The organism is Nitratireductor rhodophyticola (genome assembly GCF_019891355.1).
GTDB classification, from domain to species: Bacteria; Pseudomonadota; Alphaproteobacteria; order Rhizobiales; family Rhizobiaceae; genus Nitratireductor; species Nitratireductor rhodophyticola.
Genome location: NZ_JAHSSF010000006.1, coordinates 56,214 through 79,738 on the forward strand (window position 1 = coordinate 56,214; position 23,525 = coordinate 79,738).

28 protein-coding genes, 1 pseudogene and 1 riboswitch are annotated in these 23,525 nt (G+C 58.8%); of the genes and pseudogenes, 4 read left to right on the forward strand and 25 right to left on the reverse strand.

From position 1 onward, the window contains the following. Positions 1 to 137: 137 nt before the first annotated feature. Both KUG85_RS20090 and KUG85_RS20095 read left to right on the forward strand, forming a co-directional pair. Entirely contained in the window at positions 138 to 335 is a 198-nt protein-coding gene (locus KUG85_RS20090; protein WP_223006655.1) for a hypothetical protein, read from the forward strand. A gap of 6 nt (positions 336 to 341) precedes the next feature. Continuing rightward, entirely contained in the window at positions 342 to 1,079 is a 738-nt protein-coding gene (locus tag KUG85_RS20095) for an ABC transporter permease (RefSeq protein ID WP_223006656.1), read from the forward strand. A gap of 109 nt (positions 1,080 to 1,188) precedes the next feature. Here the strand turns inward: KUG85_RS20095 and KUG85_RS20100 are convergent, their stop codons facing one another. The 4 genes and pseudogenes from KUG85_RS20100 to KUG85_RS20115 form a co-directional block, all read right to left on the reverse strand. After that, complete coding sequence (locus KUG85_RS20100) at positions 1,189 to 2,124, reverse strand: LysR substrate-binding domain-containing protein (RefSeq protein WP_255606516.1); 936 nt, start codon at positions 2,122 to 2,124, stop codon at positions 1,189 to 1,191. A gap of 64 nt (positions 2,125 to 2,188) precedes the next feature. Continuing rightward, positions 2,189 to 2,911: pseudogene (locus tag KUG85_RS20105) on the reverse strand (DUF3991 domain-containing protein); the annotation flags it as partial. Between the two features lie 429 nt (positions 2,912 to 3,340). Continuing rightward, a complete protein-coding gene (locus KUG85_RS20110; protein WP_223006658.1) occupies positions 3,341 to 3,892 on the reverse strand; it encodes a cytochrome b in 552 nt (183 codons plus the stop codon). A 56-nt stretch (positions 3,893 to 3,948) separates the two neighbouring features. Beyond that, on the reverse strand, positions 3,949 to 4,197 hold the full coding sequence (locus KUG85_RS20115) for a hypothetical protein (protein ID WP_223006659.1): 249 nt from the start codon (positions 4,195 to 4,197) through the stop codon (positions 3,949 to 3,951). Between the two features lie 273 nt (positions 4,198 to 4,470). Between KUG85_RS20115 and KUG85_RS20120 the strand changes: the two genes are divergently transcribed. Both KUG85_RS20120 and KUG85_RS20125 read left to right on the forward strand, forming a co-directional pair. Further along, the gene (locus KUG85_RS20120; RefSeq protein WP_255606517.1) at positions 4,471 to 5,334 is read left to right on the forward strand and encodes an HNH endonuclease signature motif containing protein; all 864 of its coding nucleotides are present in this window, start codon (positions 4,471 to 4,473) and stop codon (positions 5,332 to 5,334) included. 218 nt (positions 5,335 to 5,552) lie between these two features. Then, the gene (locus KUG85_RS20125; RefSeq protein ID WP_009452587.1) at positions 5,553 to 6,017 is read left to right on the forward strand and encodes a hypothetical protein; all 465 of its coding nucleotides are present in this window, start codon (positions 5,553 to 5,555) and stop codon (positions 6,015 to 6,017) included. A 119-nt stretch (positions 6,018 to 6,136) separates the two neighbouring features. On the opposite strand, the gene KUG85_RS20130 is transcribed toward KUG85_RS20125, so the two are convergent. From KUG85_RS20130 to KUG85_RS20230, 21 genes are all read right to left on the reverse strand, one after another. Next, on the reverse strand, positions 6,137 to 7,063 hold the full coding sequence (locus KUG85_RS20130) for a cation diffusion facilitator family transporter (protein WP_223006660.1): 927 nt from the start codon (positions 7,061 to 7,063) through the stop codon (positions 6,137 to 6,139). 31 nt (positions 7,064 to 7,094) lie between these two features. Then, a complete protein-coding gene (locus KUG85_RS20135) occupies positions 7,095 to 8,588 on the reverse strand; it encodes a multicopper oxidase family protein (RefSeq protein WP_223006661.1) in 1,494 nt (497 codons plus the stop codon). A gap of 37 nt (positions 8,589 to 8,625) precedes the next feature. Then, positions 8,626 to 9,129 (reverse strand): cytochrome c, encoded by a 504-nt coding sequence (locus tag KUG85_RS20140; protein ID WP_322098572.1) that lies wholly within the window; start codon positions 9,127 to 9,129, stop codon positions 8,626 to 8,628. Between the two features lie 8 nt (positions 9,130 to 9,137). Continuing rightward, positions 9,138 to 9,803, reverse strand: coding sequence for a L,D-transpeptidase (locus tag KUG85_RS20145; protein ID WP_255606518.1), 666 nt, complete (start codon positions 9,801 to 9,803; stop codon positions 9,138 to 9,140). After that, complete coding sequence (locus KUG85_RS20150) at positions 9,800 to 10,276, reverse strand: DUF411 domain-containing protein (protein WP_009452582.1); 477 nt, start codon at positions 10,274 to 10,276, stop codon at positions 9,800 to 9,802. Before KUG85_RS20150 ends, KUG85_RS20145 begins: the two co-directional genes overlap by 4 nt. Continuing rightward, the gene (locus KUG85_RS20155) at positions 10,273 to 10,584 is read right to left on the reverse strand and encodes a hypothetical protein (RefSeq protein ID WP_009452581.1); all 312 of its coding nucleotides are present in this window, start codon (positions 10,582 to 10,584) and stop codon (positions 10,273 to 10,275) included. The genes KUG85_RS20150 and KUG85_RS20155 overlap by 4 nt, the downstream gene beginning before the upstream one ends. After that, positions 10,584 to 11,141 carry a L,D-transpeptidase gene (locus tag KUG85_RS20160; RefSeq protein ID WP_240532833.1) on the reverse strand — a complete coding sequence of 186 codons (558 nt, stop codon included), beginning with the start codon at positions 11,139 to 11,141 and terminating at the stop codon, positions 10,584 to 10,586. Before KUG85_RS20160 ends, KUG85_RS20155 begins: the two co-directional genes overlap by 1 nt. Positions 11,142 to 11,199: 58 nt before the next feature. Further along, a complete protein-coding gene (locus KUG85_RS20165; protein WP_223006662.1) occupies positions 11,200 to 11,538 on the reverse strand; it encodes a hypothetical protein in 339 nt (112 codons plus the stop codon). 43 nt (positions 11,539 to 11,581) lie between these two features. Continuing rightward, a complete protein-coding gene (locus tag KUG85_RS20170; RefSeq protein WP_223006663.1) occupies positions 11,582 to 12,967 on the reverse strand; it encodes a multicopper oxidase family protein in 1,386 nt (461 codons plus the stop codon). Further along, positions 12,960 to 13,556, reverse strand: coding sequence for a CbtA family protein (locus KUG85_RS20175; protein WP_009452576.1), 597 nt, complete (start codon positions 13,554 to 13,556; stop codon positions 12,960 to 12,962). The genes KUG85_RS20170 and KUG85_RS20175 overlap by 8 nt, the downstream gene beginning before the upstream one ends. 15 nt (positions 13,557 to 13,571) lie before the next feature. Further along, positions 13,572 to 13,769 (reverse strand): CbtB domain-containing protein, encoded by a 198-nt coding sequence (locus KUG85_RS20180; RefSeq protein ID WP_009452575.1) that lies wholly within the window; start codon positions 13,767 to 13,769, stop codon positions 13,572 to 13,574. Positions 13,770 to 13,786: 17 nt separating this feature from the next. Then, positions 13,787 to 14,016: riboswitch (cobalamin riboswitch) on the reverse strand. Positions 14,017 to 14,093: 77 nt separating this feature from the next. After that, positions 14,094 to 16,319, reverse strand: a complete 2,226-nt coding sequence (locus tag KUG85_RS20185) for a copper-transporting P-type ATPase (RefSeq protein WP_074896920.1) — start codon at positions 16,317 to 16,319, stop codon at positions 14,094 to 14,096. A gap of 20 nt (positions 16,320 to 16,339) precedes the next feature. Further along, positions 16,340 to 16,783, reverse strand: coding sequence for a c-type cytochrome (locus KUG85_RS20190; protein ID WP_009452573.1), 444 nt, complete (start codon positions 16,781 to 16,783; stop codon positions 16,340 to 16,342). Positions 16,784 to 16,833: 50 nt separating this feature from the next. Next, positions 16,834 to 17,376 (reverse strand): ubiquinol-cytochrome c reductase iron-sulfur subunit, encoded by a 543-nt coding sequence (petA, locus tag KUG85_RS20195; protein ID WP_009452572.1) that lies wholly within the window; start codon positions 17,374 to 17,376, stop codon positions 16,834 to 16,836. Between the two features lie 114 nt (positions 17,377 to 17,490). Beyond that, positions 17,491 to 17,970 carry a c-type cytochrome gene (locus KUG85_RS20200; protein ID WP_009452571.1) on the reverse strand — a complete coding sequence of 160 codons (480 nt, stop codon included), beginning with the start codon at positions 17,968 to 17,970 and terminating at the stop codon, positions 17,491 to 17,493. A gap of 32 nt (positions 17,971 to 18,002) precedes the next feature. Continuing rightward, positions 18,003 to 19,064 carry a YncE family protein gene (locus KUG85_RS20205; RefSeq protein WP_157174155.1) on the reverse strand — a complete coding sequence of 354 codons (1,062 nt, stop codon included), beginning with the start codon at positions 19,062 to 19,064 and terminating at the stop codon, positions 18,003 to 18,005. Positions 19,065 to 19,090: 26 nt separating this feature from the next. Further along, the gene (locus tag KUG85_RS20210; RefSeq protein ID WP_009452569.1) at positions 19,091 to 19,414 is read right to left on the reverse strand and encodes a DUF5676 family membrane protein; all 324 of its coding nucleotides are present in this window, start codon (positions 19,412 to 19,414) and stop codon (positions 19,091 to 19,093) included. Next, a complete protein-coding gene (locus tag KUG85_RS20215; protein WP_040673326.1) occupies positions 19,407 to 19,745 on the reverse strand; it encodes a YHS domain-containing protein in 339 nt (112 codons plus the stop codon). Before KUG85_RS20215 ends, KUG85_RS20210 begins: the two co-directional genes overlap by 8 nt. Before the next feature lie 225 nt (positions 19,746 to 19,970). Then, the gene (locus tag KUG85_RS20220; RefSeq protein ID WP_223006664.1) at positions 19,971 to 20,336 is read right to left on the reverse strand and encodes a hypothetical protein; all 366 of its coding nucleotides are present in this window, start codon (positions 20,334 to 20,336) and stop codon (positions 19,971 to 19,973) included. 129 nt (positions 20,337 to 20,465) lie between these two features. After that, a complete protein-coding gene (cueR, locus tag KUG85_RS20225) occupies positions 20,466 to 20,903 on the reverse strand; it encodes a Cu(I)-responsive transcriptional regulator (protein ID WP_009452567.1) in 438 nt (145 codons plus the stop codon). A 14-nt stretch (positions 20,904 to 20,917) separates the two neighbouring features. Then, complete coding sequence (locus KUG85_RS20230) at positions 20,918 to 23,428, reverse strand: heavy metal translocating P-type ATPase (RefSeq protein WP_009452566.1); 2,511 nt, start codon at positions 23,426 to 23,428, stop codon at positions 20,918 to 20,920. Positions 23,429 to 23,525 lie beyond the last annotated feature (97 nt).

A 23,525-nucleotide genomic window follows, 5' to 3' on the forward strand; every position in this document is an offset into this window, starting at 1 on the left:
CGGGTATCGGCGGGCGGAAACTCTGACTCCGAACGGGGACACGTTGGGTAGCACTTCAAACGTAAACAGGGCTAACTCATAGACGCGGACAAAACGGGGGGCAGGTCAACAAGTACACACCGACCTGGGCCGATCAGATGGACACCTTGACGACGGCTTTCGAAAACACCTTCGTCGCGTCGGTCTGGCAGAGCGCGCTGACGAAGGAGAAGGGCCTGGGCGCCGCCGACTTCGACGCCTGGCAGCAGAACGCTGACATCCTGGCGGAATACGGCGTGATCGACAAGGCGCCGAAGGCTGTCGACTTCGTCGTCGATCCGTCCTCGATCAAGTAGGTAGCCGTGCTCAAGCGCAGCCTGATTGGCCTGATCGGAATCGTCGCGCTCTGGAGCGCGGCGGTCCACATCTTCGAGGTACCCGACTTCCTGCTTCCGGGACCGTGGGCAGTCGCCCAACGCATCGTGTTTCTATTCCAACATGCTAATCTCCTCTGGCACATCTATGTGACCCTTTCGGAGATCCTCGGGGGCTTCCTGCTGGGAGCGGTCGTCGGGGTGGCTTCCGCGATCGCATTCTCCCGTTCCCCGCTCCTGCTGCGCCTGACGACACCGCTCATCCTGCTGCTGCAGACCACTCCGAAAATCGCAATTGCACCGCTGTTGCTGCTCTGGCTTGGACTTGGCGCCGCACCGAAGATCGTGCTGGTCGCAATTGTCACGTTCTTTCCGGTGATGACTGCCATGCTGTCCGGCATCACCTACATGAACAAATCCTATTCCGACCTGGCCGGCGTGCTGCGCCTGTCCCAGTGGCAGAGATTTCGACACATTGAATTGCCTGCGGCGATACCGACCCTGTTCGCGGGCGCGACCGTCGCGACGACGCTGGCCATGACCGCCGCCGTAATCGGAGAGTTGATGGGCGCCAACAAGGGCGTCGGCTTCCTGCTGGCAAATGGCCAGGAGAATGCCGACACTGCAACCGTCATAGGCATGGTCATCCTGCTGTCGTTTCTCGGCTGGGCGTTCTTCGCGGTCCTGGACTTCGGACGCCGCCGCGTGGAAGACCGCTATTCGTGAGCGATCCTGCACGAATTTGTTCGCGCCATGCGCCGCGTGTTCGCCGAGCAACTTGTCAGCTTCGGCGATAACGGCGCGCTACCTGTTCCCCAACGCCGATTAGGCGAGATCAGTTGTCAAGCCTGGAAGATGAGGATGGCGCGTGTGTCTTTGCCCGTGGAAACGGTGCGGATCTCCGCCCTTCCCTGACCAGCCAATTCGCAAGCCGGGGCGCGGCAGGGTGACCGCCCCGGGACGGTCGGAGGAACGTAAACCGGGTGGGAAGCGGGCAGAACCCCCAAGGCGCGATCAGCCGTCCCGCAACAATGTCGGCTTCCGCGAAAGCCCAGGCTGTCACGGCGACGCCAAGGCCACCGGCAACGGCCTCGAGGAGATACGTATTGTGCTCGAATCTCCGCGCGGCGGAAGCCTTCGGCAAGTCGACTCCGTACGCCTCGGCCCACTGGCTCCATCCATGTGAAAATGTGTCGCTCGTGAGCCTCGGCCGGCTGAGAATTCTTGCCGGATCTCCCCCGTCCGCCTCGAAGAGCGCGGGGGCCACAACGGGGCCGTAGGCATGCTCCAGAAAAGCCGTAGCGGCGAGGCCAGGCGGTGGAGCGTCTTCCAGCAGGCGGATCGCCGCCCGCGCTCCATCGTCACCATCGAACAGGGTCCGGGCCGAAGCCTCGATAATGCGGACGTTCACGCCAGGAAAACTCTCATGGAACGTCGACAGGCGGGGGATCAGCCACTTCATGGCAAACGTCGTGGGCACTGAGACGACGAGATCGTCAGCCTCTCCTGAAGCCGGCAAACCCTCCGCTATCCGATCCAGCCCCTCCCGCAGGGCGTTCGCGAGTTCGAGCCCCGCCCTTGTGAGGCGCAGAGAATGTCGCGGTCCCGAGACAAGTACCACGCCCAGCTCCTTTTCAAGGGATCTGATCTGACGACTTACCGCTCCGTGCGTGACGCAAAGCTCCTCCGCGGCCATCACCATCGATCCGAAGCGCGCATAGGCTTCGAAGGATCGCAGTGCGTTCAAGGATGGCAGCCGGCGTCTTCTCATGTGATCTCAGCTCACAAATCGGATCAACTTAATCGTTTGCACGTCACGCGACAACGCTGCCAATTCGCAGGGCCTCGGAACTCGCCGGCGACCAACCGCCTCCGGTGCTCAAATAGCGCGTGTCGGGCCGCTGGTCCTCGAGCGCGGCGAGGCTCATGGCGTCGATCGCCGCCTCGGCGACACAAAGCCGCGGCCCATCGACGGGGCCGAGCCGGAAAAGCACTTTCGCGCCGCCGGTCGCGAAACCACGCCAGTCCGGCCCGCGCTCTTCCCAGCCGGTCACGGCGCCCGCGCGATCGCGGTGCGCCGCCCACATGCTCCCCCGGGGGCCTTCGCGCAGGATATCCTGGGTGATGGCCGATCTCAGAATCGCTTCTGGAATGTCACGCTCGTCGCGCAGATAGCGCCATGTGGCTGATCCGCGCCAAGGCTTGCGCCGCGCGTTCCAGCGTTCGGGAATGGAGAGATCAGGCGCGTGCACGCGTGACGGTCGCTTCCATTCATGCTCCTTGGGGACGAAACCGATGAGATCGGCAACGACGTAGAGCGCGGCCGCGAACGGGAGGCCGTCAAGATGTTCGACCAGACGGAAGACGTCCCCCTTGGCCTCCGACAGTGGATCGAACCAGCCTTTGCCCTCGTGAATGACGATGATGATGTCGTCGCCACGGCGGTATTTGACCGCCTTGCGGGTGCTTTCCTTCAGATCGACGGCGAAGCCGGCGGTTTCGAGAACCGCCCCGCAATTCACCTTGTCTCTCAGCTCTTCGAGCTCGGCTTTTTCCATTCTCTTTCCGCGTCTTGCGCGGTCCTCTATCCGGTTTCCGCTCCCTGTTCTTTAGGGGCCGATCCCGGAGGCCGCGAAGAGCAAGGCAGGACAAGGGCGCGTCTGGCAAGCCGGCATTTGTGCCGGGTCGCAGTTTTCTCGGCCAGAAGCGGTGAAGCCTCCCTTGCCGGCCGCCGCGCGCGAGCGGCACCAAGGTGCTCTCGCAGCTCTCCAATCCTTCCGGCCGCCCCCGGCGTCAGGGATGGCAGCCCGGATGGGGGAAGACCGCTTACGGGCTTCAGCCTTGCCAACAGCCCGGCCCGCAGGGCGACGCCCAAACGTAAATCCAATGCCAGCGTACCAGTAAGTGAAGACTATCCATGCCCCAAGAACGCGCATGTGAAGATCGCAGATCATAAACGGAGAAAAGGGAGTGACGACTGTCCCGCGCTACTCCGAGGAGGATGTGCCGGATTGTCCGGTGCGAGAGGCATCGGAACCGTGAGCTGCGTTCCGTTCCTCACTTCGTATGGTCGGGCGGATAAGCAGTTCGAGGGTGCTCGGGATCATGCGCCAGACCACACCGTCTCCCCGAAGCGCGTGATAAGCGGCTGCGGCGATGTGGAGCCCCACCAGGATCAACGTGACATTCCAGAAGAGTACATGAAAGCGCGCGGCAGGCGCCCAGAGATAGGAGGTTACAAACCCGGCAGCAACCTGTCCGAGAAGAGAGAAATACAGCGCCCAATGGACTGCATGCGAGGTGCGGTCCCGCCAGTTCGTCAGTCGCGGCAGCAGCGATTGTGGCAGGAACATTCGAAGCCCGATCCTCAACAGCACCAACGCACCGATCAGCAGCCCGGCATAATTGTGGACAGCATGCTGGAACAGGTCGGATTCGGACGGAGGCAGCAGCGGATTATGCGTTCGGGGTATGGCGTCGGAGGTATACCATTGCCCGATCAGCAACAGAACCACAGACCAGTGAACGGCGATCTGCAACCGTGTATATTTGGCTCCTCGCCAATGGCCTCCGATGATCGACCACACGGGCGTTTCTAACTGTGCGGCTCAGACTTCGAGGTGGAAAGTCGCTGCGCCGCACATCTCGGTTCGCCAAGGCGACTGGCGATGTCCCGATAGGCTTCCATCAGGGGCCGCTCCGTCAGCGGGAAACGTTCCCGTTCTCGATCGAGCTTTTCCAGCGCGGCCAACATGAATTCGGCAATATCCGGACGCTCTTGCCCGCGGGCACAACGATAGACGCGAAGAATGTCCCGTTCCATCTGCTCTGTCTCTGATCTCATGCGCATCGCCTCCTTGCCATATCAAAGCCTACGCCTTCCAGCGCAGGAAAGGTCAAGCGGCAAGCGCCAACAAACGCGCGGGACACCGACCAGGCCGGTTCACGAGATGGGTCCTGCGACACGGACCTGATGCTGACCGAGGTTTAATCCCATTCCCGCTTGCCGAAGACGCGTGCCATCAAGTCGCCAAATGATGAGGGCGCCGGATTGGATAGATCCGAACAGAGTTTTGCATCACGCGTCGGCCTAGTAAGATCAGGATTCCGGACTGGCATGGAACAAACTCAAGCGAGCCGGTCGGCAAGGCTTGTTCAAAGCGGCAGAGATCTAGGACAACAGGAGTGTGCGCTTTTGGGGCCGACAGAAAAAACAATTAAGAGGCTGTTCGCCCTATCGGGCAATCTTTGTGCGTTTCCAGGTTTTTCCCTTCCCATCGTGGAAAGCGCCGGCACGATCACCGGCGAGATCTGTCACATTCATGCGCAGAAAGCAGGCGGACCTCGATTTGACAGCAGCCAAACCGAGGAAGATCGCCACGGATTCGACAACCTTATCCTGCTGTGCCGACGTCACCACCGAATTGTCGACTCGCAACCAGAGGCATTTTCGGCAGAGGCGTTGGAAGAACTCAAGAAAATTCGGGAAAAGGAAATGGGTAGGCCCGAACAGGCGACAGACGCCTTCTTTGCAAAGATCCTGCTCGGCGACCTAAGGCGCGTCATCGTTAACAATGACAGCGGCAATGTCATTGTCGACAGTCCTGGAGCGATTCAGGCCCACACCGTCAATGTGAGAACGACACGCAAAGCGCTACATATCCAACCGGCAGCTGGAACGATCGGTGCCGATCAGGAGGCCAGTCGGTATGTTCAGTACCTGATCAGCAGGTATAACCAGTTCGCCAGCGCCGACAGGTCGCGTGCAACAACATTCAGCTATGGCGCCATCTCGAAAAATGTTGAGAAATCTTTCGGAGCGCCTTGGAGGATGCTGGCGATAGAGGACTTTGAGCCCGTTTGTGCATATCTCCAGCAACGTATCGGCAAGACGCGCATCGCAAAATCGAATCTTTCCAAAGGGGCAAGGTCGTTCACGATCTTCGCCGATTTTGGCAAAAAGTCAGGCGACAAAGGGTGAATGACGTCAACGAACTCGGCCCGGGCGTTTCTCCTGGTCGCCGGATGCAATGCAGGCGTGGGACCGCGGGAAGCGAACAGACAACCCTGCACACAATCATGGAGGTTGGCGAAGTTGGTGAACGAATAGGGCCGATCGCGCCGCAGTTCAGCGCGATTTGACCTTCCACCCACCGGAGCGTTTAGGCTTTTCCGCAAAACCAAAGCCAGGGTCTTTCCATGCGCGCAATAACGTACCAGCCCGAATTCAACATCGTCGTATTCTCCTTTCTCCTCCATTTCGTATGGGAGTTTGTCCAGGCACCTACCTATGCCGGGATGATCGAGATGAACCATTGGGACGGCATCAAGCTTTGCATGTCGGCGACATTCGGTGATGTCGGCTTTGCCCTTGTTGCTTTCGGTCTCACAAGCCTGGCAGCGCGGACGCGTCAGTGGTTTCTCCGTCCTGCCGCTTGGCAGTATCTGATGTATCTCGGCATCGGGATCGGCCTGACAGTCGGTTTCGAGTATTACTACACGCAGGTCTCGCTGCGCTGGACCTATTCGGAATTGATGCCTCTGGTGCCACCGTTTGGAACAGGTCTGAGCCCTCTGTTGCAGTGGCTGGTCGTTCCAACAGTTGTCTTGTGGATCACGCGAAGACAGATCGTCGGAATCAAGGTCAAGGAAACCGAGCAATGATGGACAACAGTCTGGGAAGCGGCATGATGGGATTTGGTGGCATCGGGATGCTGCTGATCGGCATCCTCGTTTTGTTGGCGATTGCGGCCCTGGTCAAATATCTGATGAAGTGATCGCATTCACGTCGCCATCGACCGATCAACGAGCGTATCGATTGCGCGCGCTCGTTCCTCGTCATGACATCGGGTCTCCACCTGGATTGTGGTAAAGAAAAATCCGAACTCATCCACGAGCTTTCCTTGTGCAATCGTCAAGACCTCGTCCGAATCAATTTCGGCGCGTTTATCCACCATGACATGTGCCGAGAACACATATTTGCCGCTTGTAAGTGCCCAGGCGTGGACGTGATGAACATTCTTCACACCCGGAATTACCGCGAGAGCGGCCTTGGCTTCGGCAAGCGAAATCTCATCAGGCGTTCCCTCCATGAGAAGATGAATGGCGTCGCGCAGTATCCCCCAGCTGGCCCACAGAAGCACAAACCCGAAGATAATCCCCAACAAGGGATCAATTGCGAGGAAGCCGGTAAATCGGATCACCAGTGCAGCGACAATGATTATTAGACTGCCGACGAATGTCTGTATGATGTGCCAATAGGCACCCCGTACATTCAAATCACTGCCCTGTTGCCGGTACAAAAGATACAGCGAAATGAACTCCGTAACGAGGCCTCCCGCCGCTGCAATCAGCATCGGACCGGTGGGGAGATCGATCGGGTTTCCGAGCCGCATCAGTCCCATGACAATCACAACCAAGGCCATGATCAGAAGAAATGCGCCATTCACGAGCGCGCCGATGATCTCGGCGCGCAACCAGCCGAAGGACTTTTGTTCGTCCGCCGGCCTTTTCGCGATGCGGGCGGCGATGATTGCAACCAGAACGCCTCCGACCGCGGAGAATGTATGAAAGGCGTCGGAGATGACTGCGACCGAGCCGGTCCACAATCCAATGCCGAGCTCCACGATAAAATAGACGCCCGTCAGCCACGCGGAAATCGAGAGCGCCCGGCCGCTTGATGGCATATGACCGGCATGGTTTTCTGACATCGGTTTTGCCTCCTCTCAGGTCAGTTCAGAGCTAGGCCACAGTAAACTGCCCCATCATGCCACCATCCTCATGCTCGAGAATGTGGCAGTGATACATGAAGGGCGTTCGATCGCCTGCGGGCTGCGTGAAGCGCATCAGCAATTCGGTTTCGCCATCAATGACGACAGTATCCTTCCATCCACTGCTTTCGGGCAGCGGATCACGGCCGTTTTCGCGGACGACCTGAAACGACACGCCATGGACGTGGAAAGGATGGGCCAGCATGGTTGCGCTGACGACCCATTTTTCTGTGTCGCCAAGACGCACGCGTTGGTTGACGACGGCCATCTCGAACGGATCTCCGTTGATGGCAAACCCGCCCATCATGCCTCCTCCCATCATGTCTCCTCCCATGCCCATGTCGAGTGAGAAGCGCCTGGTTTTGGCAATTTCAAAATCTGCAAGTGAGGGCGCCTTGCCTCCTATCGTATCGGGGATTTTGTCAACCGCGACCGGGAGGCGTTCATCGACAAGGATTGGCAGGACCTCGAAACGCCGCGCGCCCGTCAAACCATCGAGCATTCCCCGGGCGCGGCCTATCATGCCGCCCATTCCCTGATTGGGATCACCGTCACTCACGAGAGAAACGTCATGCCCGCTCGTGAAATCGACCAGGATCTCAGCACGCTCACCGGGACCCATTCGCAGCGTTTCGAGTGCGATCGGCCGGGCAAGATACCCGCCATCGGTCGCGATGAGATGCATCGGGCGGGAGTCGCTCAGGCGCAACGAATAAATGCGGGCATTGGAAGCGTTAACAATCCGCAGCCTGACAATTCCCGTCGGTACATGCGCCGCCGTTCCAATCTGGCCGTTGACCAGGATCGTGTCTCCGGTCATGCCATGCATGATGTCCATCATCGAATTCGCATAGGCCAGCCGCCCGTCACCGGCAAATCTGCGATCCTGAATGACCAGTGTGAGATCGTCCGTGCCATAGGTTTCTGGCAATCCACGCTCCGCATCGTGGCCATCGACGATGTGGATCACTCCGGCCAACCCGGCATAGACATCCTGTGCAGTTCGCCCGTGTATGTGTGTGTGAAAGAAGGCCGTGCAAGGCGGCTGGTCGATCTGCATATCAGGCGTCCAGTCGGAACCTGGGCCGATCGGCAAATGCGGACCGCCATCGTGTTCGCCAGGTACGAGCAGTCCATGCCAGTGGGAACTGACAGGCCATGACAGAGCGTTGGCGACTTTCGGCTGCAACGGCCCCTTTTGAACGCGAACAACCGGCCCGAGATAAGGCTGGTTGAATCCGATTGTCGGTGTCGCCCTGCCGCCGATGAAACTGGTCGTGCCGAACTGTGCGGTCACGTCGAAACGCCCCGATTCGGAGGTATCGAGCAATGGCGGCATTTGAAGCCGAGGGAAGCCGGTTGCCCTGGCAAGGTTCACGGACGGCCGTGCGCCCAAAACGCCGTAGGCGGCGGCGCCAGCGGCCAAAGCCACACCTCCTGCAAGCAGTCCGCGCCGTGTTGTCATTGGCGTCTCCCTTCAACATTTTCTGCCCAACCTGCGTTCATCTCGTGTCCCGCGGTTCCAATGCGTAGCGCTTGTTCATCTCGTCATGGCCGGCGCGGATTTCATCGGGCCAGGTGCTCTTGATGTAAGACAAGACGGCGACGATCTCCTCATCCGACAGAATGGCCTCGTAAGCGGGCATCGCGGATGTGTAATCCTTCAGATTGGCCGCTTCGGCGACCCCAAGTTTGGTGATCTTGAAGAGCAACTCGTCGGGATGATGCCAGGTGTGTCCTGTTTCATCGTGCGGCGGAGCCGGCATCAAGCCGTCGGGTCCCGGGGAACGCCAATCCTCTGCCTGGCCCTGCAATTCCGCTCCGTGACAGGACGCACAGTTGGCAGTGTAGACCTGTTGGCCGAGCGCCACTTTTTCCTGGTCATCCGGCCTAAGGAGAGCCGCGCTTTCCCCATTACCTGGGCCGACCCCAATCATGGCGACGACGCCGATCGCAAGTAATGCCAGACCGGCAAGGGAAATTATCTTCAATCGTCTCATCGACATGGCTTCACCTAAACGACCACCAGGGAAGACCCGCTGGGGACACGGCTGTAGAGATCGATAATGTCCTGGTTCATCAATCGAACACATCCGCTGGAGACAGCCCTGCCGATGGTCCAGTATTCCGGCGAACCGTGAATCCGGTACAGCGTGTCCTCTCCGTCCTGAAAAATGTAGAGGGCTCTCGCTCCCAGCGGATTATCGAGCCCCGGTGGCATGCCGCCATTGCGTGCGCTCCATTTTTCGAGGTCCGGCTCCCGCGCGATCATTTCCTCGGGCGGAGTCCATTTCGGCCAAGCCTGCTTCCACTGGATGACCCCGCGGCCCGACCACGAAAATCCCGCTCTGCCGAGTCCGACGCCATACCGCATCGCCTTGCCGCCCTCCTGGATCAAATGAAGGTAAAACGTCTGCGTATCGACAATCAGGGTGCCAACCGCATAAGGCCCCGAATAGTCGACCTGACGACGCCAGAACCTCTCCGGGACCTTGTTCAGATCGACGGCCGGTATCGGAAAACGCTCTCCGGGCATCGGCCCATACATGGTTGCATACGTGCCTGGGATTCTCGGTGCCGGTTGCGGCTCGAGCGCCTGTTCGGGTGTGGTGGTTGTACAGCCGGAAAGGGCAAGCAACGACAGGCTGCCTGCCCCACCCAGGAGTTGCCTGCGATTCATTGCTTGCCGGCCTGGTAATACAGGGTCGGCGTCTCTCCGGTTTTGCCGGTGAAGGCGAGGACGTCGTATTTCGCCTTCGGATCTTCTCCCATGCCCAAAGAGCCCATCGGCATACCCGGGGTGGAAATGCCGCGAATATCCGGTTGTTCAGTCATGAGCTTGCTGATCGCTGCAAGCGGGACGTGTCCCTCGAGAACGTATTTGCGATCGCCTCCGATGGCGGCCGTATGACATGCTTCAAGTTTTGCCGGCACGCCCGCCTGCGTCTTGATCGAGGAGAGGTCTTCCATGTCCTTTGTTTCGACGGTGTAGCCGGCTTTTTCGACTGCATCGACCCAGACCTGACAGCACCCGCACCAGGGTGTCTTGAAGACGGTGATATGCTTGTCATCGGTTTCGCCTGCATGTGCATGCAGCGTCAGCAGGTTGCCGGCCAACCATGATGCGGCCGCGATTTTGATCAGTGTTTTCATTTCTGGTCTTGTCCTTTGTGTGTTTGATGGCCGTGACAGGTCCGGCCCATGATCTTGTGCATGACGAGGTGTGCCCCAAGACAAAAGCCGATTGGCGCCAATGCGCCGAGGCGTTCAGCCAAACCTGCGCCAGCGCCCATGCCCCAAAGCAGCAATCCGGCGCCGCCGACCATTGGAATGCAGCATGCGATCATGATCCAGGTGCCGAATTTCCGCGGTTCGGGAACGCCCGTGACGTCATGTGCTCGAATTCTCGGCACCCCGGAGGAAAGTGCATAGGGCGATAGTTTTTGCGGGTCCTGAGCCATCACAGCACGACCACCTTTGCGCCCACCGGAACCCTTTCATACAGGTCCTCGACATGCGCATTGATCATCCGGATGCAGCCGTTCGAAACGGAGCGCCCGATTGAAGATGGCTGGGTGGTGCCGTGAATCCGATACATCGTGTCACGGCCACTGCGGTACAAATACAGCGCGCGTGAACCAAGCGGATTTCCGGGTCCGCCGGGAACGCCTTTTGCATATCTGGCGTATTTGCCCGGCTCACGCCTGATCATGTTCTTGGTCGGGGTCCAACTTGGCCACTTTGCCTTCCGACCGATGGTGGCCGAGCCCCGAAAGGCAAGACCAGCTCGGCCGACGCCGACCCCATATCGCCTTGCTGTTGTCCGGCTTGTTTGCAGGTAGAGAAAGTGGTTGCCTGGATCGACCACCAGCGTGCCGGGACTGTATCCGGAGAATCGAACAGTCTGCGGTTCGAACCGCGGATCAAGTTTGAAGACGCGTTTGTGTGCCTGTGCCAACGAGGCAGGCAGGAATGCCGACGACAAAGCGCCAAGCATTAAGCTACGTTTGGAAAGCATGGTTTCCCTCTCAAATCCAATTACTCGACGAACGCCATTGATGGCTGGCGAAGTAAGATCAGATCGAGATGGGGGGCCTCATCTGGAAATATATCACTTCCAGAAGCGTCTCGGACTGTGCCGGGATTTCAACCGACGCCAAGACAGGCGAATTTTGCAGCGGTGTGAATTCGGGAAGATAATGGCAATCGGCCGCACAATTGCCTTGGCGGTTATCCATGCCGCTTTTCGACTTCTGACAGCACTTCATCGCGGCCGTCTTGTCAGCGGCCAGAACCTCATGAACCTGATCGGTTACTTTCGTTGATGTCATGTCGGCATGCGATTGGATCACAGCCGGCATCATGGCCCCGAGGACCAGAACCAGTATCATCAACGATGGCAAAAGTCTGCGCATTTCAGTAACGTAACGCCGGTTCCGTAAATTTTCTACACTCGTCTCAGCTGACTTCGAACCATGTGGTCATGCCTGCCGCCGCGTGTTCCAGCATGTGGCAATGATACAGCCACTTGCCGGGATTGCCAGCGACGAAGGCAACCTCCGTCGTCTGCTCAGGTCCAATCAGGAATGTGTCGCGCCAGGGCTTGCCGTCATCGACGTCGGCTCCGGATCGGCTGAGAACACGGAAGTGATGACCATGGACATGCATGGCGTGTACCCAGCCTGTCTGATTTATCGTTTCCAGCAGAACCGTTTCGCCGCGCCGAACCGTGAAAAGCGGAGCCTCCGCCAGGTTTGCTATGCCGTTGAATGCCCAGGACTGGCCCGTTTTACGGAAATCTTCGCCTTCAAGGCGCTTGCCCTTGTAGGTGATGTCCACAAAGCCGCCCATGGCGCCACCTTCCATAACGACCTTCACTTTCCGGGCGCCCGTCACATCGGGCTCCGGTATCAGGTTTACCGGAATTGAAGGCGTCGACTGCGCTGTACGCGATATCCCGTCGACGATCCCGTCGACCAGGGGGAATGGCTGATCGCCCGAAATCTCTTCGATCGCAAAATCAGCGTCCGGAACAACCATAAGGTCGATCCGTTGCGCTGGTCCGAGAAGATGCGGGGAATAAGGCAGAACGACGGATTCCGGCAGCGCCTGTCCGTCATAGGCAATTACCTTTCCGCCGAACCGATTGGGATCGAGTTCCAGAACACGTGCGTTCGAGGCGTTGATCAGTCTAACGCGATAGGCTTCGCCACTGCGCAGCTTCAAGACCGGACGTGACTTGCCATTCACAAGGAGCCAGTTACCGAGACGCCCTCCGTGGCTCCAATCCATCAAGGAACCAAAGCTGTCCGTGTCCAGAACGCCAGGCTGGCGCAAGCGCCAGTCATCAATGATGAGGGTGATGTCATGGTCGCGATCAAAGGTGGAGGTTCGCTCCTCCACGATCAACGGGCCATACAAGCCACGCCCGACCTCATTCCAACTCTTGTTGTGCGCGTGATACCAATATGTACCGGAATCCGGCAGCTCGAATTCATAGATGAAACTGTCTCCGGGCTGCACGGGTTCCTGGGTCAAGCCGGACACCCCGTCCATCGCATTTTCGATGCGGATCCCGTGCCAGTGGATGGATGTGGGCTCCTCAAGATTGTTGCGAAAGTTGACGCGTATCCGCTCGCCCTTTCGGGCCCGGATTTCAGGACCGGGTACAATGTCGTTATAGGCCCAGAGATCTGAGAGCTGCTGCTCGTAAAGTGCTCGCTGGACCGATCCGGCGATCAGATCAAACTCCTGCGCACCCGCCTTTGCCACAGCAAGACCGGGCAGGACGCCTGCTGACACGAGCACCCCGGTTCCCGCCAGGAAATTGCGTCTGTCAATCATTCTCCCGCTCCAGCAGAAAGGTCGCGATTGCCGTCAGATCGTCCTGACTGAGAAAGGAAGTTCCGTCACGCACCACTTCCCCCATCGAACCACCAAAAGCGTCGCCGTCCGGTTGGATGCCTGTTTTCAGCGCATAAGCCAGATTGGACACAGTCCAGCCCTTTTCCTTCAGCACATCCGCCCTGATCGAAGGGGATTTACCGCCATCGGGCAGACTGTCCGATCCATGCAGGCGCAATTCAGGCGGAAGACCGAAGTTTGGGGCGAGAACGAAAACCGCGAACCCACCCGCCCCCCAACGCGCGCCATGCCGGAGCGACACCGGTTGGTCTAATATCAGAGTGATAGCCGTTAGAATCAGTGCGAATGCAACACCGGTCACGAGATTCGAGAGCAACGTAAAAAACGTCCGCTGCAAGCCTTCTTCGGGCGCCCAGACTTCGTCCTCGGTCTCAGCGTGTGACACCCCCTCTTCATAAGCTTCGGCTTGGAGGATCAACGGGATAACCCGCACTGATTGCGCCGCGGTCGCGAACACACCAGCGAGCAATCCCGCTACAAGCGCGGCCAGAATTACCCGGGTCAACATCTACGTCGTGGCGCCTTAGTGGCAGGGCGCGACGATTGCGTGGCGCGTGTCGTGGGCGCCGTTGTGCAGTGCGTCGGAATGAGCAAACGCAGCGAAATAAAGCAACGCTATGCCAAATATTGCAGCGAACAGCGTAGTCGTCAGACGTGCTGATGCCGAAACCCGCAGCGAAACAGATTGTGTTGCGAGCATGACAACCTCCGTGTTGCTCATTCAGTCACTTGAACATCTCTCCGTCCGTTCACATGGCAGGTCTCCTGGCTCATGGCGGTTTTCCAGCGCTATCGCCTTCCCGGATGTTTCCAGTGGCGCTCCCGTTTTCGGGAGTTATGGCGCCGCGCCATTCTACAGTCGCGGGGTCGGCTGTGGTTTGGATGCCCGGTCTGGGTCCACCCGTCACATTCCCTTTTCATCCCGCTTCGCGCTCGGCATCGCGGGAACCGTGTGAACAATTACCCTGACGTCACGCCGAAACCGAGTCAATAACGACAAGCTTGGCCGCGACCGTTCTCCGACAAGACCAGGACAACGGCTCCATCAGGATTTCAGATCCAATTGCCGCAGTCTGAGCGAATTGACGACAACTGAGATCGAAGAAGCGCTCATCGCAAAGGCGGCGAACATCGGACTAATCAGGATGCCGAAGAACGGGAAGAGTACGCCTGCAGCTACCGGAACGCCCAACGTATTGTAGATCAGGGCGAAAAACAGGTTCTGCCGTATGTTGCGCATCGTTCCGTGGGCCAGACGGCGAGCCCTGACGATGCCGTCAAGATTTCCTTTGACCAGGGTAAACCCAGCGCTTTCGATCGCGACATCCGCCCCGGTTCCCATCGCGATTCCAACGTCGGCCTGAGCCAGAGCCGGAGCGTCGTTCACGCCGTCGCCGGCCATCGCGACCTTGCGACCCTGCTGCTGCAATTCCTGGATGATGCGCGCCTTGTCTTCGGGAAGCACGTCGGCGCGGATCTCGTCGATGCCCAGGCGCGCAGCAACGGCTTTCGCCGTTCGTTCGTTATCTCCGGTCGCCATGATAATGCGGAATCCAAGTTCATGCAGAGCCTTCAGCGCGTCGGGGGTTGTTTCTTTCACCGGATCGGCGACGCATACGAGTCCGGCGACGCCATTGTCGACGACAACGAACATGACCGTCTCGCCCTCGTCACGGCGGCCATTGGCTTTTTCGGTCAAGCCCCCCGCCTCCAGGCCAAGTTCGCGGATCATCGCGAGATTGCCGAGCGCCACGGCTCTGCCATCCACTGTACCCTTGACGCCTTTGCCGGTAACGGCCTCGAAGTCGCCGGCCGCGGCCAACTCCACGCCTCGCTCTTCGGCTCCTCTTACGATGGCTTCGGCGAGCGGGTGTTCCGAACCCCGTTCAAGGGAAGCCGCCAGACGCAGCACTTCGGTCTCGTCATGGCCATTCTCCGCCACGACTGCCACCAATCGCGGCTTGCCTTCGGTCAACGTGCCTGTCTTGTCGACGATTAGCGTATCAACTTTCTCGAACCTCTCGAGCGCCTCCGCATTCTTTATGAGCACGCCTGCTTGAGCTCCGCGTCCCGTTGCCGTCATGATCGACATTGGGGTGGCGAGACCGAGGGCGCAGGGACAGGCTATGATCAGTACCGCGACCGCGGCGATGAGCGCATATGAAAGGGCGGGTTCCGGGCCCCAAAACGCCCAGCCCAGGAAAGCAAGTACAGCGATAGCGATCACCGCCGGCACGAAATAGCCGGATACTTTGTCGGCATATTTCTGGATTGGCGCCCGGGACCGTTGTGCGTTGGCGACCATTTCGACGATCTGGCTCAGCATTGTGTCGGCGCCGACGCGTGTAGCTTCCATGATAAGGCTGCCAGTGCCGTTGATGGTTGCGCCCGTCACTGGATCGCCTGAAACTTTCTCGACTGGGACGGGTTCGCCGGTGATCATGCTTTCGTCGATCGATGAACGACCATCGACCACCACGCCATCCACGGGAACCTTGTCGCCGGGGCGCACACGAATGCGGTCGCCAACCCCAACATGTTCGAGCGGAATTTCCTCTTCCGTGCCGTCGTCGCGTATCACGCGGGCCGTTTTTGCCGCCATATCGAGGAGTGCCCGGATTGCCTTGCCAGTACCCTCACGAGCACGCAGTTCCATCACCTGCCCGAGGAGCACCAAGGTAACGATGACGGCTGCTGCTTCGAAATAGACACCCACATGACCTTCTGGATCCCGGAAGCCATCGGGGAAGATACCTGGAAACAGCACGGCGACGACACTGAATGTCCATGCCGCCATGACGCCCATCGCGATCAGGCTGAACATGTTCAGATTCATCGTACGGAAGGAATTCCAGCCGCGGACAAGGAATGGCCAACCCGACCAGAGAACGACTGGCGTGCCGAGCACAAGTTCGATCCACAGCGTTGCTCGTTCTCCGAAGATCTCGCGAACGCCGGAAAGACCCACAAAGGGACCCATGGTCAGGATCAGGAGTGGAATACTCAGGGCCGCGCCAATCCATAAGCGCCGAGTGAAATCGACAAGTTCGGGATTCGGCCCCTCTTCAACCATCGTTGCCGATTCCAGTTCCAGTCCCATGCCGCATATCGGGCATGATCCGGAATGTGTACGGCGCACTTGAGGGTGCATTGGGCAGGTATAGACGGGTCCGCTATTTCCGGCCGGAACTTCGTCATATTGGCCTTGGCCGGCAGAAGAGGTGCCTTCGGCGTCCGCCGTGTGATGATGGTGCTCGTGCTGGGAGGTCATCGCAATCGCTCCTTGTCGTGTCACATGTTGTGCGGTTTGAACGTTATGCCGTTGGCGACCTGCAACTCGCGAACATATTGGACAATCTTCGCCACCTCGTCCCGCGTGACCTGCTCCTGCTTCGGCATGTTGCCGTATGGCCAGTGGTGCTGGACCACACCGTTCATGGCTGCCAGATAGAACGCATCATCCGAGTGATGTCCCGGATTGTAAATGTCGTGGATCAGCGGAGGCCCTTTGTCCGTTCCGGATGCACGATCGCCATGGCAACTGGCACAGTTGTTATTGAAGAGTATCTGACCGACGCTTGCTTCACCCGACAGTTCCGGCATTGACACCGCCACGACCATCGCTTCCGGTTCTGGCTGGAACGCTTTTGAAAGCAGGACCGCAGCTCCTAGCGCAAAAAATCCCAGCACAAAAACCTTTGGAAGACTTCCTCGAATATTCACCATCTTCTCCATCTATCTTTCTGGAAAACCTAACAACATCGGCGCCACCCCTACGTCTCAGATCAGCCGATTATTACCTTTTCGCCGTCCATAAGCTCGTAGGGCGGAACGACGAGGTTCTTGGGTGCAGGGCCCCGCCTTACACGCCCGGACGTGTCGTATTGCGAACCGTGGCACGGGCAGTACCAGCCACCCCAATTGCCCCTTGGATCGGAATCCTTCTGCCCGAGTGGGATGCAGCCGAGATGCGTGCACACCCCGACCACGATCAGCCACTCGGGATTCTGCACACGATCTGCATCGCTTTGAGGATCGATAAGATCAGCATCGTCGTCAGCGACTGCCGCATCGATTTGAGCTTCCGTCCGTCTGTCGACAAACACAGGACGGCCACGCCACATGACCGTCACTCGCTGGCCGACCTCAATGCCGCCCAACGGGATTTCGACCGTTGCGAGGCTTCGTATACTTGCCGAAGGATTCATGCTGTCGATAAACGGCCAGGCGAACGCCCCTACTCCCACGACCACCATCGCCCCTGTTGCAACGTAAATGAAATCGCGTTTGGTGACCGAGTTGTCGGCATCTGAGACTATTGCGGACATATTATTGCTCCTTGCGCTTTGGACGGAGTTCACGCCGGATTGTCCGGCGTTCCCTCTCGCTCCTGTTTCAAGGTCTGCTTGGCGGACTACGCACCGCCACCGCCGCGATGGCGTCTACTCTTCATCGGATTCGTGCATCAGTTCCTCGATACGCTCGGGAATGTCCTCTTCGGAGAATTCGGCCTGAACGTCGGCATCGTGGACAAACGCAATGATGTCGGCCAGTTCGCTACCATCGAGCTCGATCGGCGCACCGAGTTCATCACGCTGCATTGCGACCATCGCCTCTGCACCCCGCCACATGCGCGCAGCAAATTCGAACGGATTCATCGGTAGGGGCATCGTCGACGCATCAAGGGCCGGAGCGTCCTCGCCGCCGACACCGTTTATCGAATGGCACACAACGCATCCCTTGCTCGCGAACAGCTGCTTGCCTCGTATCGGATTCATTTGAGGAATCATCAAACCCGGGCTCATCATGCCGTCGTCCATCATGCCGCTTTCCTGGCCCAACGAAGCGGTCACCAGGCCGAACATGATCGCTCCACCGAGAAGGGCTGAAGTCATGGCGTTTGAAGTTGCATATCTGTACATGACAGTCTCCTTTCGTCTTTTTCCGGCTGCTCTTAGGGGAGCACCACCATTTCGTGACCTTCACCTGAAACAGCGATCTCGCCCGTTACTGCGAGGTTTTCCTGGTCGACGATCCAGACCTTGGGCTCTTCGCGACTTGAGACGAAGAGGCTGTTCGTCCCGGCTATTGTCGTCAGGTGATAGGGGGCGGGAGCTAAGGCTGCGAATTTTGCTTTGCCGCTGCTCAGGTCAATAGCGGCAATCTTGTCATCGCCCTTGCCGCTAACGAATAGCGTCCCATCATCGTCCGACAGATCCAGCCCATGGATTTCGCCACCGACATCCAGAGACCGGGAAATGTTCCCGTCCGCGATGATGACCTCGTGGACCTTGCCGGCATAGGCATCGGCGACATAGAGCCGCTTGCCATCGTGCGAAATGACAACATGCTCCGGCGCCTCGCCGGAAAGGATATTGCGCTTGACGAACGTCTTGTCGACGTCAACCTCACTAATGGTTCCGCTGTCGGCGTTCGTAACGAATACCGATCTACCATCGCGCGCAAACACGGCATAGTTTGGGCTCGTTCCAGTCGGCACGAACGCTTTGAATGCCAAGGTGTCGAGATCGATGATACTGATCCCGTCTGTGGTCGGATGTGTAACTGCGGCGTAGCGGCCGTCCGGAGACATAGCCACGTGATGGACGGCGCCGGGAACCTCAATCCGGCGCACTACCGCGCCGGTCTCCGCTTCGACTATCGTTAGAATGCTTACTCCGGCATCTTTGGGCATGACACTCGCCGCCCTAGAGGCGTGATGCGCTTCGTGTTCGTCTTGCGATACGCCATCCGGTTTCGCCGGCGCCTCTGCTTCTTCTTTCGCCACCTCGGAATAACTGCCCGCAACGATGTAACGTGCGCCTGGTACTCCGGCCAGACCGTGGACAGCCTCAAAACCTGGCCAGCGCGCCTCGACCGAACCGGTGTCGGCATCCACAACAAGGATTTCTCCAGCGCTCCCCTCTGGAATGTAGACGGTGGTCGCGAATGTCGGCACGGTTCCGAGCAAAGTCAGAGTTGCTGTCGCTAACGCGAATTTCATTTCTGTTTTCATTTTGGTCTCCATTAATATGGCCGTGTTCAACAGAACCTGCGTGCCGCGAAGTAGTTGAAGAGAGGGCCGAAAATCAGCGCGACATACCAGCCGTAGGCAAATGCCTCGACCAGACCGAGCAGGAAGCTCGGGATACTCAACCAGGTGAATCCGGGAAGAAGTTTCAGCCATGTCTGGTACATCGCCATTCCCGGAAAGATGAGATCAAAGCCGACGCACAGGACGAACGTGATCGCCAGAAACAAGCCAAGGCTCATGCCGAATGCGATGACCGGAATACGCGGTGTGTTCGACACCTGCGGAGCGACCCTGATCGCGTAGCCCGGACTGGAGTTGCGTGAGTCAGCCATGAACAGCCTCCCCTGTCTCCAAGGTCGCAGTTTCCTGATTTAGATATGTATCAGGTGCCGCCTCAAAGCGTTCGCGGCATTCTCGCGAGCAGAAGTAGAACACGTGCCCGTCATGCACTGCGGACTTCGCCGCATTCGTATGGACTGTGATCCCGCACACGGGATCAATGGCACTTTCAGGCGCGATCCAGCGCAGATCAGTATTACTACCTCCCTCCGACTGCTTTGTTCGAGAGTTGTGGCCATGTCCCATTACATGGGCGCCACAGCCAAACCGCATCATGAGCAGGATCAGTCCGGCCCAGACGAGAAAATAAACTATTGCTTCCATTATCCGCTCCTTATGCATCGCCCGCACGGGCTGTTGCATTTTCGGCTTTGTCCGAACCGACAGGGGCGACGAATGCGAATTGCGTCCCGCATTTCAGCGGGCGCTATCGCAGATCCGACGAGGCAAGTCAGACTCTTGAGCTATTGCGGAAAGAGCCGCAGTGGCGCTCAGTATTCGCTCACGCGGGTTGGCGCCATCGTCAGCCGGACAGGGTTACCCTATGTTTCAGGCAGACTTTGGAGGGGGAGATGGAAACGACGGGAACAGCCATTCCGGAAGCTGTTTCGTAATAAAGTGCTGATGCTGACGACTTGCGTCAATGCCAGAAAATCCGGCCAGGAGAACAGCCGGTAACAGGCAATGACTGGCCGTACTGCATACCTTGGAATGAGCAGGTACAACGCGATTGCCATCGGAACCATCATATGAATGGCTCACGCTGATGACCGCGTGCAAACCAGTGTCAATGTTCTCGCTAAATTGGTGGAATAACGGCGCGAGGACGTAGAACATTGCTATCATCGCCCACAATACCGACCGCGAACGCGGCAGCGCTCTCAATCGGGCTTCTCTTTGGGCTTTGACGGTCATTTCATAACCTACTTTTTTTCAGCTTACTCGCAAAAACGAAGCGATCCTTGATCTCTATCAACGCGACCCTGACCTACCGTTTTCCGACCGGTGAAGGCTTTTAAATGTCGGCCTCCATTGGAGGTGGATTTAGTGGCTGCAATTACCTGCTGGCTTTTTCAATTGGTCGCTTGCAGGTCGATCTCCATGGCCAAGATCATTAAGTATCGGGCAGTCCGGACGATGGTCACCCGCACAAGCATTGACGAGTTCAGCGAGAGTGGCCCGCATGGAACGGAGCTGCGCGATCTTTTCGTCGATCCTCGCCAAATGGTCTTCGGCGATATGCTTCACGGCAGCGCTCTCCCGTCCATCATCCTCATAGAGAGCTAACAGGTTCCGACAATCTTCGATCGTGAAGCCCAATGCACGGGCGCGGCCGAGAAACGCCAGCTTGTGCAGATCCTTGTCTTGGAAACTGCGATAGCCGTTTTCGCCCCTTAGCGGCCGGATGAGGCCGATGTCCTCATAGTAGCGTATGGTCTTCGCAGGCAGGCCTGAAATTCGTGAGACATCACCAATATTCATCGTCAGTTTCCTTCTCATTCGGCCGGCGCCGGCACGAGTTGTGCGGGAGTTGGGTGGGCAGAAGCCCTTTCATCCATTGCCGGAGCGATCCGTCGCAACCGCAACGCGTTCGTCAGCACAAAGACAGAAGACAGTCCCATGGCACCTGCCGCCAAAATGGGTGACAGAAGCACACCGAACGCGGGGTATAGTACGCCGGCCGCAACCGGGATCAGGGCGGTGTTGTATCCGAACGCCCAGAAAAGGTTCTCGCGGATATTGCGCATCGTCCGGCGGGAAACCTCGAACGCGTTGACCACGCCGCGAAGGTCGCCCGACATCAGCACGACGTCTGCGGATTCGATGGCGACGTCGGTCCCGGTTCCGATTGCGATGCCGACATCGGCATGGGCCAGCGCCGGCGCATCGTTGATGCCATCGCCGACAAAAGCGATCCTCTGGCCCTTCGTGCGCAGTTCGTCGAGCGCAGCGACCTTGCCGTCGGGAAGAACTCTGGCGATCACATGATCGATCCCGGTCTCCCTTGCGATGGTTTCGGCTGTCTCTGGCTTGTCTCCTGTGATCATCGCCACTTTCAATCCGAGCTTGTGCAACTCTTGAATGGCCGCAGCGCTTGCGGATTTCACCGGATCCGCCACGCCGAATACCGCAGCCACCTTTCCATCAATCGCGGCGTAGAGGGCGGTATGACCGCGCCGGGCCAGTTGCGCTTCCTCCGCGGCCAGAGCGCCCAGGTCCAGGCCCTCGCGCTGCATCAGCCGATCGGCGCCTACCAGAACCTCGGTCGTTCCGACGCGGGCGCGAACCCCGTATCCCGTCATGGAGTTGAATTCCGACACCTCATGACGCGCTGCTCCTTCACGACGCGCGCCGCGCACGATTGCTTCGGCGATGGGGTGTTCCGACTGCTCTTCGACCATGGCCACGCGGCCCAGCACATCAGTGCGGTCGAAGCCTTCGGCCACGATCACGTCGACGAGTTCGGGGCGCCCCTCGGTGAGAGTGCCGGTCTTGTCGAATGCGACCACGTCGACCGAACTCAGGATTTGCAATGCATCGCCCTTGCGAAACAGAACACCCATCTCGGCCGCGCGTCCGGTGCCGACCATGATCGACGTCGGCGTGGCAAGACCCATCGCACAGGGGCATGCGATGATGAGGACAGACACGCCTGCCACCAGCGCAAGGGTCAGCGCCGGCTCGGGGCCGAAGATCAGCCAAATCAATACCGTCAATGCAGCGATCGCCATGACCGCCGGCACGAACCAGAGCGTGATCCGGTCGACGAGGCCTTGGATCGGCAACTTCGCACCCTGCGCTTCTTCTACCATACGAATTATCTGCGAAAGGGTCGTGTCGGCGCCGACGCGCGTTGCACGGAACCGAAAGCTTCCGGCCCCGTTGACCGTGCCGCCGGTTACCGGATCACCAGTTGCCTTGGTGACGGGCACCGGCTCCCCGGTGATCATGCTCTCGTCAACGTGGCTCTCGCCCTCGACGAGTTCGCCGTCCACGGCAATCCGCTCGCCCGGACGCACGAGGAGAACATCGCCGAGCCGGATTTCCTCTATCGCCACTTCCACCGGTTCGCCGTCGCGCAAGACACGCGCGGTTCTGACCTGAAGCCCGAGCAATTTCTGGATGGCCGCGCCGGTGCGGCCCTTTGCCCGCGCCTCGAGGAACCGTCCCAGAAGTATCAGCACCACAATCACCGCGGCGGCCTCGAAATAGACCGCGCGAACCGCATCCGGCAGAAGCGAGGGCAGGAAAGTCGCAATGACAGAGTAGATGTAAGCCGCGCCGGTTCCGACCGCGACAAGGCTGTTCATGTCTGGTACCCCCTTGATGAGAGCGGGGATGCCTTTCTGGTAGAACACCCTGCCTGGCCCGAGCAGCACAGCGGTGGTCAGCAGGAACTGGATAACCCAGCTGGCCTCGTGGCCAATCGTGCCCCCGATGAATTCATGCATTCCAGGAACCAAGTGACTGCCCATCTCCATCACGAACACGGGCAGGGCGAGGACAGCCGCCAGGATCGTGCGGTGTCTGATCTCGCGCGCTTCCTCTTCCTTGCGTGCGACGCGGTCGCCCGAACTGGACGCTTCCGCGATTTCAGCGGGATAGCCGATTTCAGTGGCCGTCGCGATGAAGGCGGCGGGGCCGGTCACCCCTTCGAGGTAAGTCACAGTCGCAGTTTCGGAGGCCAGGTTCACGTTGACTTCCAGAACACCCGGTACGGCGGCGATAGCCTTGTCCACGCGTCCAACACAGGATGCACATGACATTGATGCGATGTTCAGCGTGACGCTCGCCCGCCGTGCCGGATAGCCGAGCTTGTCCAGCGTGTCGGCGGCCTCCGCGAGCCGCTCTGGACCGTCGACGGTCATCCTCGCGGTTTCGTTCGCGAGATTGACCGAAACGTCTCCAATTCCTTCAAGCCCGGAAAGCGCTCGGTCGACCCGCCCGACGCAGGATGCGCAGGACATGCCCTCGATGGAAAGTAAAACAGACTGGTTGCCGGTCATCGACGCCTCCAATTCAAAACTTTTGAGCGAGATAGTCGTTCCAGTGACTGGAAGGTCAAGGGAGAGACGCAAGATTATTTCCGAGCCAAATTTCCTT

Coding starts and splice junctions, on each gene's coding strand:
- KUG85_RS20185 (WP_074896920.1), bottom strand. CDS start 16,319: ATGACCTCCCAGCACGAGCACCATCATCACACGGCGGACGCCGAAGGC.
- petA (WP_009452572.1), bottom strand. CDS start 17,376: ATGTCCGCAATAGTCTCAGATGCCGACAACTCGGTCACCAAACGCGAT.
- KUG85_RS20180 (WP_009452575.1), bottom strand. CDS start 13,769: ATGAGCAACACGGAGGTTGTCATGCTCGCAACACAATCTGTTTCGCTG.
- KUG85_RS20115 (WP_223006659.1), bottom strand. CDS start 4,197: ATGAGATCAGAGACAGAGCAGATGGAACGGGACATTCTTCGCGTCTAT.
- KUG85_RS20135 (WP_223006661.1), bottom strand. CDS start 8,588: ATGACAACACGGCGCGGACTGCTTGCAGGAGGTGTGGCTTTGGCCGCT.
- KUG85_RS20170 (WP_223006663.1), bottom strand. CDS start 12,967: ATGATTGACAGACGCAATTTCCTGGCGGGAACCGGGGTGCTCGTGTCA.
- KUG85_RS20145 (WP_255606518.1), bottom strand. CDS start 9,803: ATGAATCGCAGGCAACTCCTGGGTGGGGCAGGCAGCCTGTCGTTGCTT.
- KUG85_RS20150 (WP_009452582.1), bottom strand. CDS start 10,276: ATGAAAACACTGATCAAAATCGCGGCCGCATCATGGTTGGCCGGCAAC.
- KUG85_RS20215 (WP_040673326.1), bottom strand. CDS start 19,745: ATGGAAGCAATAGTTTATTTTCTCGTCTGGGCCGGACTGATCCTGCTC.
- KUG85_RS20220 (WP_223006664.1), bottom strand. CDS start 20,336: ATGACCGTCAAAGCCCAAAGAGAAGCCCGATTGAGAGCGCTGCCGCGT.
- KUG85_RS20130 (WP_223006660.1), bottom strand. CDS start 7,063: ATGTCAGAAAACCATGCCGGTCATATGCCATCAAGCGGCCGGGCGCTC.
- KUG85_RS20205 (WP_157174155.1), bottom strand. CDS start 19,064: ATGAAAACAGAAATGAAATTCGCGTTAGCGACAGCAACTCTGACTTTG.
- KUG85_RS20200 (WP_009452571.1), bottom strand. CDS start 17,970: ATGTACAGATATGCAACTTCAAACGCCATGACTTCAGCCCTTCTCGGT.
- KUG85_RS20125 (WP_009452587.1), top strand. CDS start 5,553: ATGCGCGCAATAACGTACCAGCCCGAATTCAACATCGTCGTATTCTCC.
- KUG85_RS20175 (WP_009452576.1), bottom strand. CDS start 13,556: ATGTTGACCCGGGTAATTCTGGCCGCGCTTGTAGCGGGATTGCTCGCT.
- KUG85_RS20230 (WP_009452566.1), bottom strand. CDS start 23,428: ATGACCGGCAACCAGTCTGTTTTACTTTCCATCGAGGGCATGTCCTGC.
- cueR (WP_009452567.1), bottom strand. CDS start 20,903: ATGAATATTGGTGATGTCTCACGAATTTCAGGCCTGCCTGCGAAGACC.
- KUG85_RS20165 (WP_223006662.1), bottom strand. CDS start 11,538: ATGCGCAGACTTTTGCCATCGTTGATGATACTGGTTCTGGTCCTCGGG.
- KUG85_RS20210 (WP_009452569.1), bottom strand. CDS start 19,414: ATGGCTGACTCACGCAACTCCAGTCCGGGCTACGCGATCAGGGTCGCT.
- KUG85_RS20160 (WP_240532833.1), bottom strand. CDS start 11,141: ATGCTTTCCAAACGTAGCTTAATGCTTGGCGCTTTGTCGTCGGCATTC.
- KUG85_RS20190 (WP_009452573.1), bottom strand. CDS start 16,783: ATGGAGAAGATGGTGAATATTCGAGGAAGTCTTCCAAAGGTTTTTGTG.
- KUG85_RS20155 (WP_009452581.1), bottom strand. CDS start 10,584: ATGGCTCAGGACCCGCAAAAACTATCGCCCTATGCACTTTCCTCCGGG.
- KUG85_RS20100 (WP_255606516.1), bottom strand. CDS start 2,124: ATGAGAAGACGCCGGCTGCCATCCTTGAACGCACTGCGATCCTTCGAA.
- KUG85_RS20090 (WP_223006655.1), top strand. CDS start 138: ATGGACACCTTGACGACGGCTTTCGAAAACACCTTCGTCGCGTCGGTC.
- KUG85_RS20120 (WP_255606517.1), top strand. CDS start 4,471: ATGGAACAAACTCAAGCGAGCCGGTCGGCAAGGCTTGTTCAAAGCGGC.
- KUG85_RS20140 (WP_322098572.1), bottom strand. CDS start 9,129: ATGTCGATGAGACGATTGAAGATAATTTCCCTTGCCGGTCTGGCATTA.